At 54.7% G+C, this 16,302-nt stretch carries 15 protein-coding genes and 3 pseudogenes; 8 read left to right on the forward strand and 10 right to left on the reverse strand.

The features are described 5' to 3' along the window. Positions 1-18: 18 nt before the first annotated feature. From ASC74_RS11925 to ASC74_RS11935, 3 genes are read right to left on the reverse strand one after another with little or no spacing between them, the layout of a single operon-like run. Positions 19-861, reverse strand: a complete 843-nt coding sequence (locus tag ASC74_RS11925; RefSeq protein WP_056741543.1) for a carbohydrate ABC transporter permease — start codon at positions 859-861, stop codon at positions 19-21. Then, on the reverse strand, positions 858-1,820 hold the full coding sequence (locus ASC74_RS11930; protein ID WP_056741544.1) for a carbohydrate ABC transporter permease: 963 nt from the start codon (positions 1,818-1,820) through the stop codon (positions 858-860). The genes ASC74_RS11925 and ASC74_RS11930 overlap by 4 nt, the downstream gene beginning before the upstream one ends. 21 nt (positions 1,821-1,841) lie before the next feature. Beyond that, on the reverse strand, positions 1,842-3,116 hold the full coding sequence (locus ASC74_RS11935) for an ABC transporter substrate-binding protein (protein ID WP_056741545.1): 1,275 nt from the start codon (positions 3,114-3,116) through the stop codon (positions 1,842-1,844). Positions 3,117-3,283: 167 nt separating this feature from the next. On the opposite strand from ASC74_RS11935, the gene ASC74_RS11940 reads away from it, so the two are divergent. The 3 genes and pseudogenes from ASC74_RS11940 to ASC74_RS32065 all read left to right on the forward strand — a co-directional run. Further along, positions 3,284-4,849, forward strand: coding sequence for a carbohydrate porin (locus tag ASC74_RS11940; protein ID WP_056741546.1), 1,566 nt, complete (start codon positions 3,284-3,286; stop codon positions 4,847-4,849). 294 nt (positions 4,850-5,143) lie between these two features. Next, positions 5,144-5,359, forward strand: a complete 216-nt coding sequence (locus ASC74_RS11945) for a hypothetical protein (RefSeq protein WP_056741547.1) — start codon at positions 5,144-5,146, stop codon at positions 5,357-5,359. Further along, a pseudogene (locus ASC74_RS32065) lies at positions 5,360-5,522 on the forward strand (LysE family translocator); the annotation flags it as partial. Between the two features lie 47 nt (positions 5,523-5,569). Here the strand turns inward: ASC74_RS32065 and ASC74_RS11950 are convergent. Then, a complete protein-coding gene (locus tag ASC74_RS11950) occupies positions 5,570-5,881 on the reverse strand; it encodes a hypothetical protein (protein WP_082555802.1) in 312 nt (103 codons plus the stop codon). Between the two features lie 317 nt (positions 5,882-6,198). Between ASC74_RS11950 and ASC74_RS11955 the strand changes: the two genes are divergently transcribed. Further along, complete coding sequence (locus tag ASC74_RS11955) at positions 6,199-7,236, forward strand: GGDEF domain-containing protein (RefSeq protein ID WP_177338852.1); 1,038 nt, start codon at positions 6,199-6,201, stop codon at positions 7,234-7,236. 183 nt (positions 7,237-7,419) lie between these two features. Next, positions 7,420-8,489, forward strand: a pseudogene (gene tnpC, locus ASC74_RS11960) (IS66 family transposase); the annotation flags it as partial. A gap of 474 nt (positions 8,490-8,963) precedes the next feature. On the opposite strand, the gene ASC74_RS31005 reads toward tnpC, so the two are convergent. Beyond that, the gene (locus ASC74_RS31005) at positions 8,964-9,224 is read right to left on the reverse strand and encodes a DUF1652 domain-containing protein (protein WP_082555804.1); all 261 of its coding nucleotides are present in this window, start codon (positions 9,222-9,224) and stop codon (positions 8,964-8,966) included. A gap of 257 nt (positions 9,225-9,481) precedes the next feature. Here ASC74_RS31005 and ASC74_RS31010 point away from each other — a divergent pair, with 257 nt between their 5' ends. Further along, on the forward strand, positions 9,482-9,913 hold the full coding sequence (locus tag ASC74_RS31010) for a cytochrome d ubiquinol oxidase subunit II (protein ID WP_082555805.1): 432 nt from the start codon (positions 9,482-9,484) through the stop codon (positions 9,911-9,913). Here ASC74_RS31010 and ASC74_RS11975 read toward each other — a convergent pair. Together ASC74_RS11975 and ASC74_RS11980 are read right to left on the reverse strand one after the other, a co-directional pair. Next, positions 9,839-10,369, reverse strand: coding sequence for a cupin (locus ASC74_RS11975; protein WP_056741551.1), 531 nt, complete (start codon positions 10,367-10,369; stop codon positions 9,839-9,841). The two genes, ASC74_RS31010 and ASC74_RS11975, sit on opposite strands and share 75 nt — an antisense overlap. A 37-nt stretch (positions 10,370-10,406) precedes the next feature. Further along, positions 10,407-10,667 (reverse strand): hypothetical protein, encoded by a 261-nt coding sequence (locus tag ASC74_RS11980; protein WP_056741552.1) that lies wholly within the window; start codon positions 10,665-10,667, stop codon positions 10,407-10,409. A gap of 212 nt (positions 10,668-10,879) precedes the next feature. On the opposite strand from ASC74_RS11980, the gene ASC74_RS11985 reads away from it, so the two are divergent. Further along, positions 10,880-11,164 carry a DUF1652 domain-containing protein gene (locus ASC74_RS11985; RefSeq protein ID WP_082555806.1) on the forward strand — a complete coding sequence of 95 codons (285 nt, stop codon included), beginning with the start codon at positions 10,880-10,882 and terminating at the stop codon, positions 11,162-11,164. Positions 11,165-11,358: 194 nt separating this feature from the next. Here ASC74_RS11985 and ASC74_RS32070 read toward each other — a convergent pair. Together ASC74_RS32070 and ASC74_RS11990 are read right to left on the reverse strand one after the other, a co-directional pair. After that, positions 11,359-11,547 (reverse strand): annotated as a pseudogene (locus tag ASC74_RS32070) (hypothetical protein); the annotation flags it as partial. 67 nt (positions 11,548-11,614) lie between these two features. After that, entirely contained in the window at positions 11,615-13,786 is a 2,172-nt protein-coding gene (locus tag ASC74_RS11990) for an ATP-binding protein (protein ID WP_056741803.1), read from the reverse strand. Between the two features lie 142 nt (positions 13,787-13,928). Here ASC74_RS11990 and ASC74_RS31025 point away from each other — a divergent pair, with 142 nt between their 5' ends. Further along, entirely contained in the window at positions 13,929-14,069 is a 141-nt protein-coding gene (locus tag ASC74_RS31025; RefSeq protein WP_162247441.1) for a hypothetical protein, read from the forward strand. 66 nt (positions 14,070-14,135) lie between these two features. Here the strand turns inward: ASC74_RS31025 and ASC74_RS12000 are convergent, their stop codons facing one another. Beyond that, a complete protein-coding gene (locus ASC74_RS12000) occupies positions 14,136-16,292 on the reverse strand; it encodes an amylo-alpha-1,6-glucosidase (protein ID WP_056741554.1) in 2,157 nt (718 codons plus the stop codon). Positions 16,293-16,302: the final 10 nt, after the last annotated feature.

A 16,302-nucleotide genomic window follows, 5' to 3' on the forward strand; every position in this document is an offset into this window, starting at 1 on the left:
CCTTGTACGTGTTGGGCATCAACCCTTTAACGCGCCGGTAGTGAGACCGGAAACGATTCGGCGCTGGAAGATCAGCACCAGAATCACCAGTGGGACGGTGACCAGCACCGAGGCGGCCATCAACAGCCCCCAAGGCAACTCATGGGGGCTACCGCCGGAAATCAAAGCGATGGCAACCGGTACTGTGCGTTGCGTGTCTGTGAGGGTGAAGGTCAAGGCAAACAGGAACTCGTTCCACGCTGCGATAAAGGCCAACAGGCCAGTGGTGACCAGTGCGGGCCATAGCAGTGGCAACAGCACTCGGGTAAGCGTGACCCAGGGCGAAGCGCCATCCATGATTGCCGCTTCTTCCAGTTCATGGGGCAGTTGGCCCATGAACGTGGTCAGCACCCAGACGGTGAAGGGCAGGGTGAAAATCGTGTAGCTCAGGATCAATGCCCAAGACGTGTTGTACAGACCCAGGGCGCGGATCACTTCGAACAGCCCCGACAGTACAGCGACCTGGGGAAACATCGACACGCCGAGAACCATCATCAATACCGTGCCACGCCCCCGGAATTTCACCCGTCCCAAGGCATAGGCGGCGGTCACGCTGAGGAACAGCGCCAGCGTCACCACGCTAAGCGCAACCACCAGGGAGTTACCGATAGCCCGCAGGAATGAGGCTTGATGGAGTACCGCCGCGTAATTGGAGAAGTCGGGGTTTTCGATCCAGTAGCTCACCTGGAACAGGGCACTGGACGGCTTTAGCGAAGTCACGATGGCGTAGTAGAAAGGGAAGACCGCATACAGCAGCAAAACCCCGATCAGGCACCAGAATCCGAGGCGCAACAGCGCTGTTTTCAGTAGGCGCGGGCTCATGATCGAACCTCCATTTGACGGCGTCCGAGGTAGAGATAAAGCATGGCGATTACCGCAACGACCAGAAATAGCAGAGTCGAGGCCGCGCTGCCATAGCCAACATCCTGGAACTCCACCAGGTGTTGGCGGGCATAGACCGACATGCTCATGGTGCTCGAAGAATTCGAGGTCAGCACATAGATGACGTCGAATACCCGCAGGGAATCGAGGATGCGGAAGATCGCCGCCACCAACAATGCAGGCATCAACAGTGGAAGCGTGACGCGCCAGAACACTTTCAGCGGATGAATACCGTCGACCCTGGCGGCTTCGTAACAATCGCTCGGCAACATCTGCAAGGCCGCCAGCATCAGTAGCGTGACAAAAGGTACGGTCTTCCAGACGTCGACGATGATGACCGCCCACATCGACAGATCCGCATCTGCTGTCCAGGCCAGGGGGGCATCAATCAGGCCGACACTCAGCATCATGTGATTGATGATGCCGAACTGGTCGTTGAGCATCCATGACCAGATCTTCGCCGAGACAATGGTAGGAATCGCCCACGGAATCAGAATCAACGCACGCACCAAAGAACGGCCGGTGAACTTGATGTTCAACAGCAACGCCACCAGTAGCCCCAGGACGACTTCCAGTCCCACCGACACCACGGTGAAATGCAACGTGTTGCGCACAGCGTTCCACCATTGTGGATCGACCAGGACGCCCGACCAGCTGGAACCGTTGTGGAACAGATAATTGCTCAAGCCTACGAAGGTTCCGCCACCGGTGTCCGCCAGGGTGGCGTCAGTCAGGCTGAACCAGAATGTACGCAGTAGCGGCCAGGCGGCCACGAGGGCCAGACACATCAACATCGGTGTCAGAAACAGCCAGGCGGCGCGTACTCGGCGACGCTGTACAGGCGTTTCCCTGGTGAGCAGGAGCTCGTCACAGGGGGCATGGGTAGTAGAGACAGACATGGTGATTTCCTTCCTTGTGGCTTACCAGTTCCGGCGTTTGATGCGCGTGAGTTCGCTTTCCAGTTCGGCCAGCGCCTGATCGACAGGCAACTCGCCCGCCAGCACGCCATGCACTCGATCGAAGAACGCATTGGAGACCCGTGGATAGCGCTCGGCTGTTATTGAGGCGGGGCGCATGACCCCTTCGTTGAGAATACTGAGAAGTTGACTGTAATAAGGCATGGCCGCGAGTAGCTCGGGGTCTTGATAAAGCGACTCGATAACCGGGTTATAGCCGCCTACTAAAGCTCGATGTTTTTGCTGCTGGGCACTGGTCAGGTAGGTCACCAGTTCTGCGGCAAGTTTTGGATGGGCGCTGTAACGCGATACCGCCAGGCCCCAGCCACCGAGGGTGGAGGCATGGGTGCCGGTCATGCCGCCTCGGGGCAGGGGAGCGACGCCGACTTTATCTTTTACGGCACTGTCCTGGCTTTGTACCAAGGCCCAGACATAAGGCCAGTTACGCATGAACAACGCATTTCCCGACTGGAATACGCCTCGTCCTTCTTCCTCGGTGTAGTTGAGTACGCCACGCGGGGAGATGTCTCCTACCCAGCTTTTCGCCAGGGTCAAAGCAGTTCTCGAGGCCTGACTGTTGACCACGATATCTCCTGCTGGATTGACCAGTCCGCCTTCCGGTTGGCTGCTGATCCACTCCAGCGCATTACACGTCAGCCCCTCGTAAGCGCGTCCCTGAAAGATGTAACCCCATGCATTGGGGTTACCGGCAGTGCGCTCTGCCTGTTGAACATCCCGGGCGGTAGCAGTCATTTCCTCCCATGTCTGGGGAACCTGCTTGGCGTACTTATCGAGCAAGTCCTTGCGGTAATACAGCAGGCCCGAGTCGGTGAACCACGGCATCGTCACCAGCCGTCCATTCACCGTGGCGTTATCCACCTGTGCCTGGAAGTAACCTTGAGTCGCGTTGGCGGGCAGCACCTCGCGCAGATCCATCAGATGTTTGGCCAGCATCCCTGGCCATACCATATCGATTTGAATGATGTCGATGTCGGTGGACTGAGCACTGAGGATCTGTTGGTAGAACGACAACCTCTCGGTCGCCGAGTTAGGCGTGGAAACCACCTCGACGTTGTTGCCGGTCTGTTTCGACCACGCCTCGACAGCCTCCTTGCACAGTTGTAATTCCGCACCCACTGCACCGCACGAAATCGTCAAATCGGCTGCGCTCGAGACGGATGGAAGTCCGGCACAGAGGGTGATTAGTGCTGCTGGAAGGAGAGATTTCAGATGTTTCATTGAGCACCCTTTATTTTTGTTTTTAGAAAAGTTAACGTTAACATCGCCAAATGTAGCAGCGTATTTGCGATGAGGCATCCCTTTTTTCGTCGATTGCCACAATTTACAACTCACGAAAAAAGGCTGGTCGCAGGAATTACACAATAAAAACAAAACAGGGAATCCACATGCAGAAAGCATCAAGCTGGCTACTCGCAGGTGTGCTCGGCACCTCGGCGGCGACCTCTCAGGCCGCGACTCTGGAAGAACGCATGGCCGCGTTTGAAGTCCGTGCCAGCGCAGCGGAAAAGCGCGCAGCCGCAGCTGAACAACAAACCCAGGCACTCGCCAGGGAATTGCAGCAGATCAAACTCGCCACTCCCGCCGCGCAGCCTGTTGCGTCCACTGCGACAGCCATTGAGGCGCCTGGGTTGGACACCCGGCTGGCAAAACTGGAAGCCCGTCAGCAAAGCATGGAAAAGCAGGGCAGCAGCGGCCACCTCACGGACGGCTTCAGCTTTAAGGGTTATGCCCGTTCCGGATTGCTGATCAACGATGGGCTAGGTGGTGGTCGTGGCGGCCCTTATACAACCCCGGCCGGTTCAGTCGGTGGCGCCGTCGGGCGACTCGGCAATGAAGACGACACCTACATGCGCATCGACCTGTCGAAAGAGGCCTATGCGCAGAACGGCACCCATTCAAAATTCACGGTGTCCATTGCCGACGGTGTGGAAAGCTCCAATGACTGGACGGCCGACGAAAGCAACCTGAACGTGCGTCAGGTCTTTACAGAACTCGATCATCTCGCCGCCTTCAAGGGCAACTCAGTGTTCGAGAACTCCACCTTGTGGGCAGGCAAACGATTCGACAGAGATAACTTCGATATCCATTGGCTGGACTCTGACGTGGTCTATCTGGCCGGCACCGGAGGTGGTATCTACGATGTGCAGATGAACAAGAACTGGCGCTCGAATTATTCTTTGATCGGGCGTAATTACGGGGATTTCAGTGAAGGCGGCATCAACGCCGATGTGGAAAGCTACATCCTGACCTCAAACCAGTTCTTCGACAGTGGTCAGTGGCAGTGGATGTTCAACGCCATTGGCTCAAAGAAAAACGACATTGGCACTCGCAGCAATGAAGCAGGGCTGACGCCTGCGGATTCCGGCTTGCACAGCATGTTGGCCAATCACCAGAAAAACTTCTTCGGCCGGGAAGGCTTCTTCAAGACAGCGCTGCTCTATGGGCAAGGTCTGGGGGCAGAGGTCAAGAACGTCGGCTCGGATGGTGAGCTGATTGACGATGCCCGCGCTCTGCGTCTGGCACTTTACGGCGAGACTCCCATTGCGCCTGGTTGGCGCATCGGCCCCAGCTTGTTGGCCGAACAAAGCAAGGATAGATACGTCAAGGGTGACAATTACCGCTGGATGACCCTGAACATGCGTTTGGCCAATGCAATCAACAGCAATTTCGAGATGGCCTACGAAATGAGCTGGCAAACCATGAACCTCGACCCGAAGGGCTATCTACAACGTAATGCGGTCGACGGTAACTTCTGGAAATTCACTGTCGCCCCAACATTCAAGCCTGACGTTGGAGACCTGCTCACACGTCCCGAATTGCGAGTGTTCGCAAGCTTCATGAATTGGTCTTCGGATCTGGACAGATACAGTACCTCAGACTCCTTCGGCAAGACGGATTTCAACGCCGGAGGTGTGTGGCAATACGGGATACAAATGGAAACCTGGTTTTAATACTTGAACGCGTCCGGCCAACCCGCCTTCAGCGTACCTGCCGGCGGCTGTTGCTCCATTTCGCCCCTCGGCATTAGCTTTCTCGGGAGTTTTTTGGTTTGCTGGATGCTCTGGAGCGAGCCGCTTAGCTTCATCAATGACGGGTTGCTACAAGCGTAATCGACCCCTCAGGTTGTCCCGCCAGCTAGCGTCAAATGAGCCGGAGCCAGTGATTCAAGCCAGTTCGTGCAACTGAAATACTGACGAAACATTCTGGCCATATGATTCGCGTCACTGAAATCCAGGGAGTTGGAGATGAATCGACCATCAAGAAGCATGCGCAAACTGCTCGACTCCGTCGCCACTAACAATGAGGTAGCGGCGCTCGATATGATGCGCGCAGCAGAACAGCTCCAAGACGAAGTGCTACGCCAACGGTTGCTCAACATGATTCACCGACTCAACCAGGACGCTATTGACTTACGAGCGGCGCGTGACGATATCCAGGGCGGAGCCATAAAGCTCGCGTGATCGGTCTCGGTGACGTCTCTTGGTCTGTATGCCGCACTGGTCTCTTGGGCCAAGGGGCGTGTTGGCCCGTCCCGAGCTATCCCGGTGGGTCAGCCGGGTAGTTGGGTCGACGTTCATCTGCTTCGGAGCAGTCATCCTGACCATGCGTCGACAGGCTGCATAAGAGGAGGGCGGCGAGGTACCGATTACCGCAGCACAGGCGCCAAAACATCACCACTGATTTGATACAGAGCCTGCCTCTTTCAAGCCAGGGTAATCATTGAGCGCAAGGCTAGACTCACCATCGTCCATTGGCTCGCGCACTGATTTATGTATCACTCCGGCTTCAGCATCCGCACGCATCTGATCGAGCTCCCTGTGAAATGCCTTGTCCTGAACCGTGGGCTTACTGGTGTAGGGCTTTCGTTCGGGTTCAGGCTGTGCTGCATAAGTCGTTACCGCATCAGGGTCGTGCTGCAGCTTTTCTTGAACTTGCGATTCCAGCATCGCACGTAGCGCATCTTTGTCGGGGCGAGTCAGCAATTTGTCAATCCTATTAGGAAACCAGGCACCCAGTAATCGACTGGGCCAGTGGTCGGTTGGGGAACATTCAATCGATCGTGTTGAAAATTTGGGCTGCAGATACAGCGACAGGATTTCAGGTCGAAGAGAAGAGGCGAATCATCAATTTCTTCCAACACGGCGATCGTGTCAAATTTGGTACATGCCTGGGATGATTTCGTAATCGACAGGAACGGTGGACGTCTTACTCATGGACTTATGTATGGCTGCTTGGTGTACGTAAGGATATGCTGCCCCCGACTTCATATATGCCAATAAAAACCAACCACAGTGACGTTATGAGCCAATCAGAGACGCGAGCGACTGCCCTAGCGCTGTATCCAGAGGACTCCCGCGAGGCGGCGGCTCTGCTTAAGCAGGCCGTACCACTGATGGTGCGTCACAACATTCCACCCAATCCTGTGCACTATGCTCTCTGGTACACCTACAGCAAAGGTCAGGAGCCAGAGCTTAATCGCCATCTGGACAGGGTGGTCAAAGACTTCGACTGTTTCCCTCCAGAATCCGCTACGAAGCTTTTTCGCGACTACATCATTCGTGACGAATTGGAGGAGGCGCGCGCAGGGCAACAACAGGCGATCGATCTGGTTGACGACATGGAGCGTAATGTCTCGCGTAGCGTGAATGGCAGTTCCAGCTTTCAAGCCAGTCTTGGGCATTGCATGGAAATGCTCGCGGAGCCGGTCGACCAGAGGTTGCCCGCCATTCTGAGCGAGCTGCAACAGAGCACCCAGGTCATGCAGGATCAGCAAGAGCTTTTCCTCTCCCAGCTGCACTCAGCGCAAAATGAAATTAAGAGTCTGAGAGACAAGCTCGAGCGAGCCCAACTGGCTGCATCTTTGGATGGGCTGACTAAGGTGTTGAACCGAGCTACCTTCACTCGCTTGCTGGAGCATGCATTGATCAACGCTCCTCATGGGGTGGCATTGGTCATGTTGGATATCGATCATTTCAAGCAGTTCAATGACCGGTATGGCCATCCTTTGGGCGACCGCGTACTTGAGCATGTTGGTCAGGTGTTACGGAACTCAATCCCGCCTCAGGCCCTGGCGGCACGCTATGGGGGTGAAGAGTTCTGTGTAGTCCTGCAGGAGTGTTTTGATCTCACCAGTGCTCATACTTTTGCTGAGCAGCTGCGCCTAAAAATTCAGGCGCTGCGGATCAAGGTTCGTGGCACGGATGAGGTGCTAGACACTGTAACTGCATCTTTTGGTGTCGCCCTCGCCAAAGCCGGTGACGATGTGGAAAGCCTTCTGACTCGTGCCGATGATGCCCTCTATCAAGCCAAGCGCAGCGGGCGCAACCGAGTGAACTGAAACTGGCGTTCGGACTCTTGCTGCAATCACATAGCTGTGCAGGATAATCGATGAGTGTGAGGTTAGGCGGATTCATGGTGCGGACGTTTTCGAGGATGAACTTGCGTAACTGATGCCTTCAGTTTGATAACAATCTTCAGCAAAAGCGGCTTCCCGGAAGATCACCCGTTTTTCGCCGGCAGGAAATGGGTCTGCCGGCATTGCGAAACACTGATCCAGGCCCCAGTGCCGCCGCAGGTGATCGACAAGGGCATCCCCACAGCCGGCCTGCTGGCGCACGTGATGGTGGCCAAGTTCGCTGATCACCTGCCGCTTTATCGACAGGAAAAAATCTTCGGCCGTGCAGGCCTCGCCATCCCGCGCTCGACACTGGCGCAGTGGGTGGGACAAACCGGCGTGCAGCTCCAGCCGCTGGTCGATGCGCTGCGCGAAGCAGTTCTGGCCCAGCGAGTAGTCCACGCCGACGAAACGCCGGTACAAATGCTGGCGCCAGGTGAGAAGAAAACCCACCGCGCTTACGTCTGGGCCTAAAGCAGTACGCCATTCTCTGAACTCAAGGCTGTGGTCTACGACTTCAGCCCCAGCCGTGCCGGTGAGCATGCGCGTAACTTCCTGGGGGCGTGGAGCGGCAAGCTGGTCTGCGATGACTTCGCCGGCTACAAAGCCAGCTTCGAACTGGGCATCACCGAAATCGGCTGCATGGCGCATGCGCGCCGCAAGTTCTTCGATCTGCATGTAGCCAATAAAAGCCAGTTGGCGAAGCAGGTACTCCATTCGATTGGCGGGCTGTACGAAGTCGAGCGATACGCCAAGGAAATGAGCGATGACGATCGCTGGCAACTACGCCAGGAAACGGCGGTGACCATCGCAGAAAAACCGCATGAGTGGATGCTGGCCCAACGCGAACTTGTGCCCGAGGGCTCGGCCACGGCCTTGGATTACAGCCTTAAACGCTGGGTAGCGCTGACGCGCTACCTGGAAGATGTGCTGTGCCCATCGACAACAACCAGATCGAGAACTTGATCCGGCCGTGGGCGCTTGGGCGGTCGAACTGGTTGTTTGCTGGGTCGCTGCGCAGCGGCAAGCGTGCGGCGGCGATCATGAGCCTGATTCAGTCGGCGCGTTTCAATGGGCAAGATCCATATACTTATCTGAAGGATGTGCTGACGCGGCTGCCGACGCAGCGAGCAAGTGAAATCGGGGAGTTTCTACCCCATCATTGGAGTGCTTCACCATCGAACCGGATTAGCTAGTGCTACGCGGCGAATGGTGCGTCTCCAGGCAATAGGTGAGAGTAGAAGCACCGCAATAAGAAACGCTACTTGCGACAGATAGAACGGCTCCAGCCACTGCTGTTTCAGTGCTACGTAATAGGTGTTATGGGCTACGTCAGCCAAAATAATTGCTGCGGAGAGGATTATTCCTATCCGTGGTTTTTGGAAAAGGAGCAGTACCGCCAGCGGGTCAAAAAAAGTCAGAGCCCCCCAGAAAACACGGCTAGCCCAGCAGGCGCTGTCCCCATAGCCGTAGTCCCAGAACAACCCATGCTGAAAATCTGCTCGGATGTGATTGGCGGTCGCGATCAAGAGGCAACAGGCGAACAAAGCTCGTATGGCGAATGACAACCTTGGCATAGCTTGGCCTGCTCTGGTGAAGTGATCCTATGATAGCGGGATCGTCCAACGTCGACAGCAATGCCTGATGGTGAAGGTGAGTTCGCCAGACGCTTACGAATGATTTGCCGAGTAACAAGGAGCAGCAGCGCTGACACGTTCGAGGTCGTTTCGCAGATTCGCAATAAGGGTCTCGATGGCAAAACCGTCGTTGAGCGGGGCAATCGGGATCCCGGTGACAGTGAGGATTTCTTGATTCGAGGTGCCGTGATAAAAACGCACGGTCAGCGCTGCAGGTGGATCGACCGTACAGTCGCAGCGGGTCGGGAGGAAGCTTTGCTCTACGAGGTGGCGTAGTTCTAGAGTCGATAACATGGCGACATACCTTGACGGGAGTCAGCCAAATGACTTTTGTCAGACGTGGGTCGGGAAGCTCCTAGAAAGTAGATGCTTGGTAGGCTCCCTAAACACATTTGGCCAAGAGCCACTCAATGAGTGTATCCCTGAAGCCCGACGACGGATTAGACCGTTTTTCTCTGGCGGCCCTGAAAGGCAGCGCATTAGTCGCGGTCCATCACATTTGTTCAGGGCGTGCCAAATCAAGGCGGCCAATATAGTGGTGATGGTCGGGAGTGGCTGGGGATTATGCGCATAGGCTTCTGGATCCTCTTATATGGATACCGGCCTCAATACTGGTCATTGCACTGTTAATCGGCTTCATCTTGGGCTTTCGAAGCCGTGGAGAGTATCTGCCGCTGTTTGCTGTTTTGGGAATTTTCGTTTTGGCGTTCGTATTGATGATCGCGGCGCTTTATCCGCTGATTATCCCGCCGCATTTGACGTCGCAAGCCGCCGCCTCCAGTCCGACCAGCCAGATTTTCATGCTGGTCGGTTTCGCTGTGCTGATACCAGTGACGCTCATAGACACACCTACGGCTTTAGCGTCTTTAGCGGGAAGGTTTGTGCCGCTCGTGGTTGACTGCAACCTTTCAACGCTGGCTAACCCAATACCGGCGTACCGCACCATGCAAGCCCTGCACGGGGTCTTGGTCGGGAAACGGTAGCTTGTCGATGCTCACCAGTTGGGCCTTGGTCGGCGCCTCGCGGCAGATATCCGCCTGCTGACCCGGTGGGTAAGCGCCGACCACCAGAAAGTCATCGCTGGAGCCTACATTGCAGTGGCCGGTGCCGGCGGGTAGTAGCAACACATCGCCAGAGCTGACTTCCAGCACCCGTCCATTCGGGCCACCAAGCATCAAGCGAGCATAACCGCTGGCGACGCCAATCACTTCATGGCCTTCGGTATGATAGTGGTGAAAGTCATAAACCCCGTAACGCCATTGCGGCGGCCAGCCATTGGCGCTGAAAGTTTTCTCGAACAGGGCCGCCGGGTCGCTGCCCTGAACGGCAATAACTTTGATGTAAACGAGCACCGGTAGGCGCGGGTTATTGGGTACCCAGCCATTGCGTTCGAGTAGCAGGGTTTGTATAGGAGCATGCACAGCTTGTGACTTGACCATTAGCGGGTCTCCGAAAATTAGCTATGCCAACGGATTTTCATACATCGATCTGTAACTCCAGATCACCATTACCTAACTTTTGCGTGTGAACCACAGTGCCAACCATGTGATGCTGCGGAGAAAGGGTAATGGTCAAGGTATGTGCTTTGTGTAGGTCTTCAGGTACTGGAGATATCACCAGCACCTGAAAAGCGCCAGGCGTGATCGGCGTGATGACGACCTCGCAATTAACGCTTTTGGCTATAGGGCCGAGCAGGGTGTCATGTAAGTAATTTAAGCGTGCTGGCGTAGCAGTCATGGCAATGTCCTGGACACGAAAAGGGTATGAGGGCTTACGTTCTGGCCCTACCTATGCGCTAGACGGTGCGTTTGGTGCTTGAGTTCAACGCCAAGGGGCCAACGGAGCCTTCAGACACTCGATATGAAAAAGCGGCTGGTCGCGATTTGCCTTCAGGAAGCTATTATTCATAGATCCAGTATCACTAAACCTTGACCCTAAGGACGAACGTCGTGATTTCCATTCTCGAGCTACGCCACATCATTGAATGTGGCTTTCTACCTCTCTCCTGTACCTGCACTGTGAATCCGGATGGATCCCTAATGATCAAAGTGTTCGAGCCATCATCAGGGCGCGTTGACCTTTTGGTTACTGCAGTGACGACCGAAAATCTGACGTCCAGTCGTGCGATTGCAAATTTGATTGGTGAGCTTCGGGCTGAAATGGCGGCTTGCCCAGCAATGCTGCATGAGGGTGACGGCGCTGTGCGCGGACTGACCGAGCCTAGTCAGAGGTGAGGCGACCTTACCTGTCCCGCTGACTCCTGGCAGCAGGAAGTGCCGTTGAAATCGGATGCGTTGCAGATTTTCTTTAGTCGGCGGGTGAAGGAGCTAGAGCAGAGCGGTTGGCGAATTGATGAAGGCCGACTTGAACGAAAGTTTACGGGGCGAAAGGCTTGCGCAGTGCCAGACCCAGAACGTCAAAAGGTGCATACACGCGCTCTTGCCGCTTTCAACTGCTGAGAATTACCTGTGGCTTTCGCGGCTTTTACTTCTCGCCGCGCTGCCATGAGTTCGTCTACATAGCATTGCCGTAGGACTTCATTCAGCTCTGGGTCAGCGCACCGCCGCAACTGTCCTTTGACTACAAAGTATCGACCGTCAGGCATGGTGAAATTCATTTTTGAAGCACCTTGGTGCATCTTGTATGTCACTCAAGCGAGAGATCACCGCAATCCAGCCTGGTCATTAGCTGCTCTCTGAAGGAGTGTTTAGCAACGAATGCACTCGCGAAGTGAGCTCATTCAGACTGAAGGGTTTGGTTAGTAATCGGGTTGTCCTATCGACCGAGACCAGGCGCGAACCGCCAGCAAACCCGGTAATGAAAAGCACTTTGAGCCGTGGAAATTTTTTCTTGAGTTCTGCAGCCAGGCTGATCCCGTTCATCAATCCTGGTAAGCCTACATCGCTCAGCAATAAATCCAGGTGTTCCAGCTTTTCCGCCTGTTTGATTGCAGAAATGCTATCTACTGCTTCAATGACGCGATAGCCAATTTCGGACAAAAGCTCCGACGCCATTTGCCGGATAGCCGCTTCATCGTCCACCAGCAATATAGTTTCGTTCTGTCCCGATGACTCAAGCTGCTGAGTGTCGCCCAGATCAACTTTTGGATCTTCCGGCTGCGAATCATCTACCGGGAAATACAGAGTCACAGTGGTGCCGACACCAAGGCTGCTGTGGACTCTGACTTGGCCACCGGATTGTTGAGTGAAGCCATAAATCATTGACAGACCCAGCCCGGTACCTTCACCTAACTTCTTGGTTGTAAAGAATGGATCGAAGATGCGCGACAAAATCTCAGGACTGATCCCAGTTCCGGAATCCGTGGCAGAAATGCTCACATATGATCCGGGCGGCATCATTTTGTCGGATGAAGATGCTTCATCGATGACGCATCGATCAACTTGAAGGTCGAGCCTACCTCCATTGGGCATCGCATCCCGTGCATTGATCGCAAGATTAAGCAGCGCGTTTTCCAGTTGGTTAAGGTCGCACCTGATACGGTCGGTTGTTCTGAATGAGCACTCAACAACGATGCTAGGCCCAACCGAACGTCGAATCATCTCTTCAAGGTCGGCTACCACTTTTCGAGGATCAAGGAGTTCAGGTTCGAGTGATTGCTGCCTGGAGAATGCAAGTAGTCGTTGCGTTAATGCCGCCGCTCGAGATGCCGAGGTCATGGCTACTGAGTTGTATCGAGCCAAATCGTCGTAGCGACCCGCATCAATGCGTCTCTGCATCAGCTCCAGGCTGCCGATGATACCTGCCAACAGATTGTTGAAGTCATGGGCAATTCCGCCGGTAAGCTGGCCGACCGCTTCCATTTTTTGGCTTTGCCTTAACTTGGATTCCGCCACGGCCCGCTCTCGCTGCTCCTCTTCCAGTTGTTGGGTGCGTTCTGCTATGCGTGCTTCGAGCAAGTCGTTCCAGTCACGCAACGCACTCTCCAGTTGCACCCTGTCTTCTATGTCCTCGATGGTGCCATACCATTGTTCGCATTTCCCGGCGATGTCGAGGCTGCATAGCGCACGGACTCGAAACCAGCGGTAATCTCCTGTATGGCTTTGTAAGCGGACTTGCAGGTCGAAAGGCTGCAATGTCCCAAGCGATTGATTCCAAAGTGCGGCGATTGACACCTGATCAGCGTCATAAGCGGCGTTAGCCCACTGACGTTCCAATGTCTGCTCAAGCGACAGCCCGGTGTACTCGTACCAACGCGGATCGATAGAAATAAGGTTGCCGTCCTTGTCGGCAGTCCAAGGCCAAAGAGGATTGAGCTCAGCTGCAATGCGATAATGTCTTTCGCTTTCACGCAGTCGTTTTTCAGTTGAGCGCATAGCGTCTAAGTTCTTGAAGCGCTTCAAAGCTGCACCAAGCAGGTTGCTATACCCCCGGAGGAAGTCGATATCACTGTCCGTAAATTGACGAGGACTTCGACTGTCCACCTCAAATATGCCGAAGGGACGTTCTCCATTGGCGCCGTGGACTAGAACGTTGACGAAAGCTTTCACGCCATTGTTCTTTTGAAAATCGTGATAGCAAAATCGTGTTTCTGTTGAAACGTCTGTCGAAATGACGGGGGCATTGGTGTTGAGCGAGAAGATTTCGGGACTGCCTTCGCATGCTTGAACTCGAACCTTTCCGACCACATCTGGTGTCCAGCCCACACCGTTTCTCACGAGAAACGTGATGCCGTCTTCTTCGAGCTGCATGAATTTGGCCAGATTGGTTTCAAGGGCATCACCGACTAATCGACACGCCTCGTCGAGGATTTGCTCAAGGTCATCTGACGCCAAGGCGAGCTCGCCAAATCTGGCAAGCACCTTACGCTGGCGCAATAACGTATCCTCGATTTTCATAGACTCACCAAAGGCGGTTTCAATATCCGAGGCCTGGGTTTCAGCTAGGTTCAATCGGTTTGATTGAGTGAGATTTTCGCTGAAACACCTTCGACGAATCAGGTCAATCTACATGCTCCCAATATTGAGAGACGTCGACCCCATGAAGGAAGAAGGGATTGACGAGCTTCCAGATAACGACGGTGAGCGTCCGCTTGATGATGACAATGCTGGACTCGATCCCGACCGGATACGTGAAGAAACCGATAATGCGGTTATGGATCGACAGCAAGATCTCCGCTAAAACAGGGTGCGGTAGCCCTGTATCCCGTAGGGCTCTGCACAAGGCCAATCGAAGTGGTGTGGTGTTTTAAAGTTTGACATCCAGACGAATCAATCTGGGTCCTTGCTGCCGTTCAATATACGCGGCGACACGGTCACCGATTCTTTGAAAACCAAGGTCGACACTATATTCATTGAACCTCAGCGTCCGCACTTCAAGGCGATCAATGCCAATCGGAAGATGGGGTTGGCGAATGACCACACGACAGTCTGCAGCATCAATAGTTATGCCCAGACAGGCGTGCAGAAGCATGAACACTGAGCCAGCTGCCCAAGCCTGAGGTAAACAGGCTACCGGGTAAGCTACTGGTGTCTCACCGGGGCCGCGCTTGAATCCGCAAAACAACTCCGGTAATCGCATTCCGAAGAAGGTAGCCGCTTCGAACATTCCGCTTAGCAATCGGACAGCGCCAATGTGTTCGCCGTATCGACTGATGCCTGCTGCACAAAGGGCGACGTCGTGAGGCCAGACCGATCCATTGTGATAAGACATGGGGTTGAAGCGGATGGCCCCCGTTTCAAGCGTTCTTACGCCCCAGCCATTGTAAAAGGCGTTAGTGAGAAGTTGTTGTGCAACGGCCTTGCCTCGCTCGGCCGAAGGTAGGCCGGTAAACAGCAGATGACCGACATTCGAGGCCCTTACTTCGCAACGCTCGCCGTTTCCGTCAAGGGCAAGCCCATAAAATTGCTGATCCTTCATCCAGAAGCAGCGTTCAACCGACTCACGCAATTTATTGGCACAAGTTTGCCAGTGTTCGGCTGCCTGGTTATCGCCTCGGCGTTTGGCCAACGCGCTCATGCCCAAATAAGCGCGCCAAGCGTAGCCTTGCACTTCTACCAACGCGATAGGGCCCTCAGGCGAGCGACCATCCCGGTGAAAAATAGAGTCGTGGCTGTCTTTCCAGCCCTGATTGGCTAAACCGGTGACTTCCCCTCGCTGGTAAGTGATAAAACCTTCAGCATGCTTTGATGCGTTGTTTTCCATCCATGACGTTGCCAGTTCAAGTGCCGGCCATAGCACTTCAATGAACGTCAGATCATCAGTCCGTCGTGCATAGGCGCCGGCCAACATCAGGAACAAGGGCGTTGTATCGACGCCTCCGTAATAGCGAGCAAAGGGTAATTCGTTGAGTCTCGACATTTCCCCCTGCCGCGTCTCATGCATGATCTTTCCCGGTTCAGCATCACGGAATGTCGAGGTTTCGGTGGCTTGATGAGCGGCCAAGTAGGCGAGTACTCCTCGCGCCAAGGAGGGGTTAAGCCACAGGGATTGATAGGCCGTGATGATAGCGTCACGTCCGAACGGCGTGGAATACCAAGGAACGCCGGCATACGGATAGGGGCCAGTAGGAAGATCTGCCGTCAGCAAAGCCAGGTCTGCACGGGATTTGTTGAGCCAGGCCTGGAACAAGCGGCCTGAAGCCTTGATGCGTGCGCCTCGTTGTTCTTTCTTGCGCATTGCGCGGCAAGCTTGAGCGGCTGCGGATCGATACCGCTGACGCCCTGGCTGCATGATGCTTGAACCGACCTCAATATAAAGCTCATGGCTTTTATGAGCGCCTATTTCGATTTGAAAGCTGGCATTGTCGCCGTTGATCTGCGCTGGCTCAGCGGAAAAGCTGATCGCCATGCTGCGCGGCTGTTTGTCCAGGCCCTCGTAGCGCAGGACGACCCCTTGTTTGGATACCTGCGGCTCGGTAAGTGTGCCGCGCAAAAGCCGACTTTGTCCGCGAACCTCGAACATATCCAGGAAGTCGCCGCCGAAACGAAAATTGATCGGCAACAGACTTGGTTGATCACTGTAATTGAACAGGCTGATGCACTCGAACATGCGTTCCTCCCAAAGGAAACGCTTGCGTTCGATATGAATAACGCCCTCTGGCGTGGTTTCTTCGCCTAACAGGGGCAGGGGATGATTGGTTAAATGAGAGAGAAAGTAGACGTTGTCCTGGCTAACTGACGCAGACAATAGGGAAGGACGGTGTCCGGCGACATTTAACTGGTAGACGGACAAGAGTCGAGTGTCGTGATGGAATAACCCTACGGCACCAGGCTCGATATCACCGAATGCGTTGGCCACCAGATAGGTGTTGTGGTTCATCAGCACAAACAGGTTCTGAGCGCTCGGTTCATTTACGAGGGGGACTTGTTGGGGCGATTCAGGAGTACCAGATGTGTTTTTCATGGGATTGGCC

This window comes from Pseudomonas sp. Root329 (genome assembly GCF_001424925.1).
GTDB lineage: Bacteria > Pseudomonadota > Gammaproteobacteria > Pseudomonadales > Pseudomonadaceae > Aquipseudomonas > Aquipseudomonas arabinosi.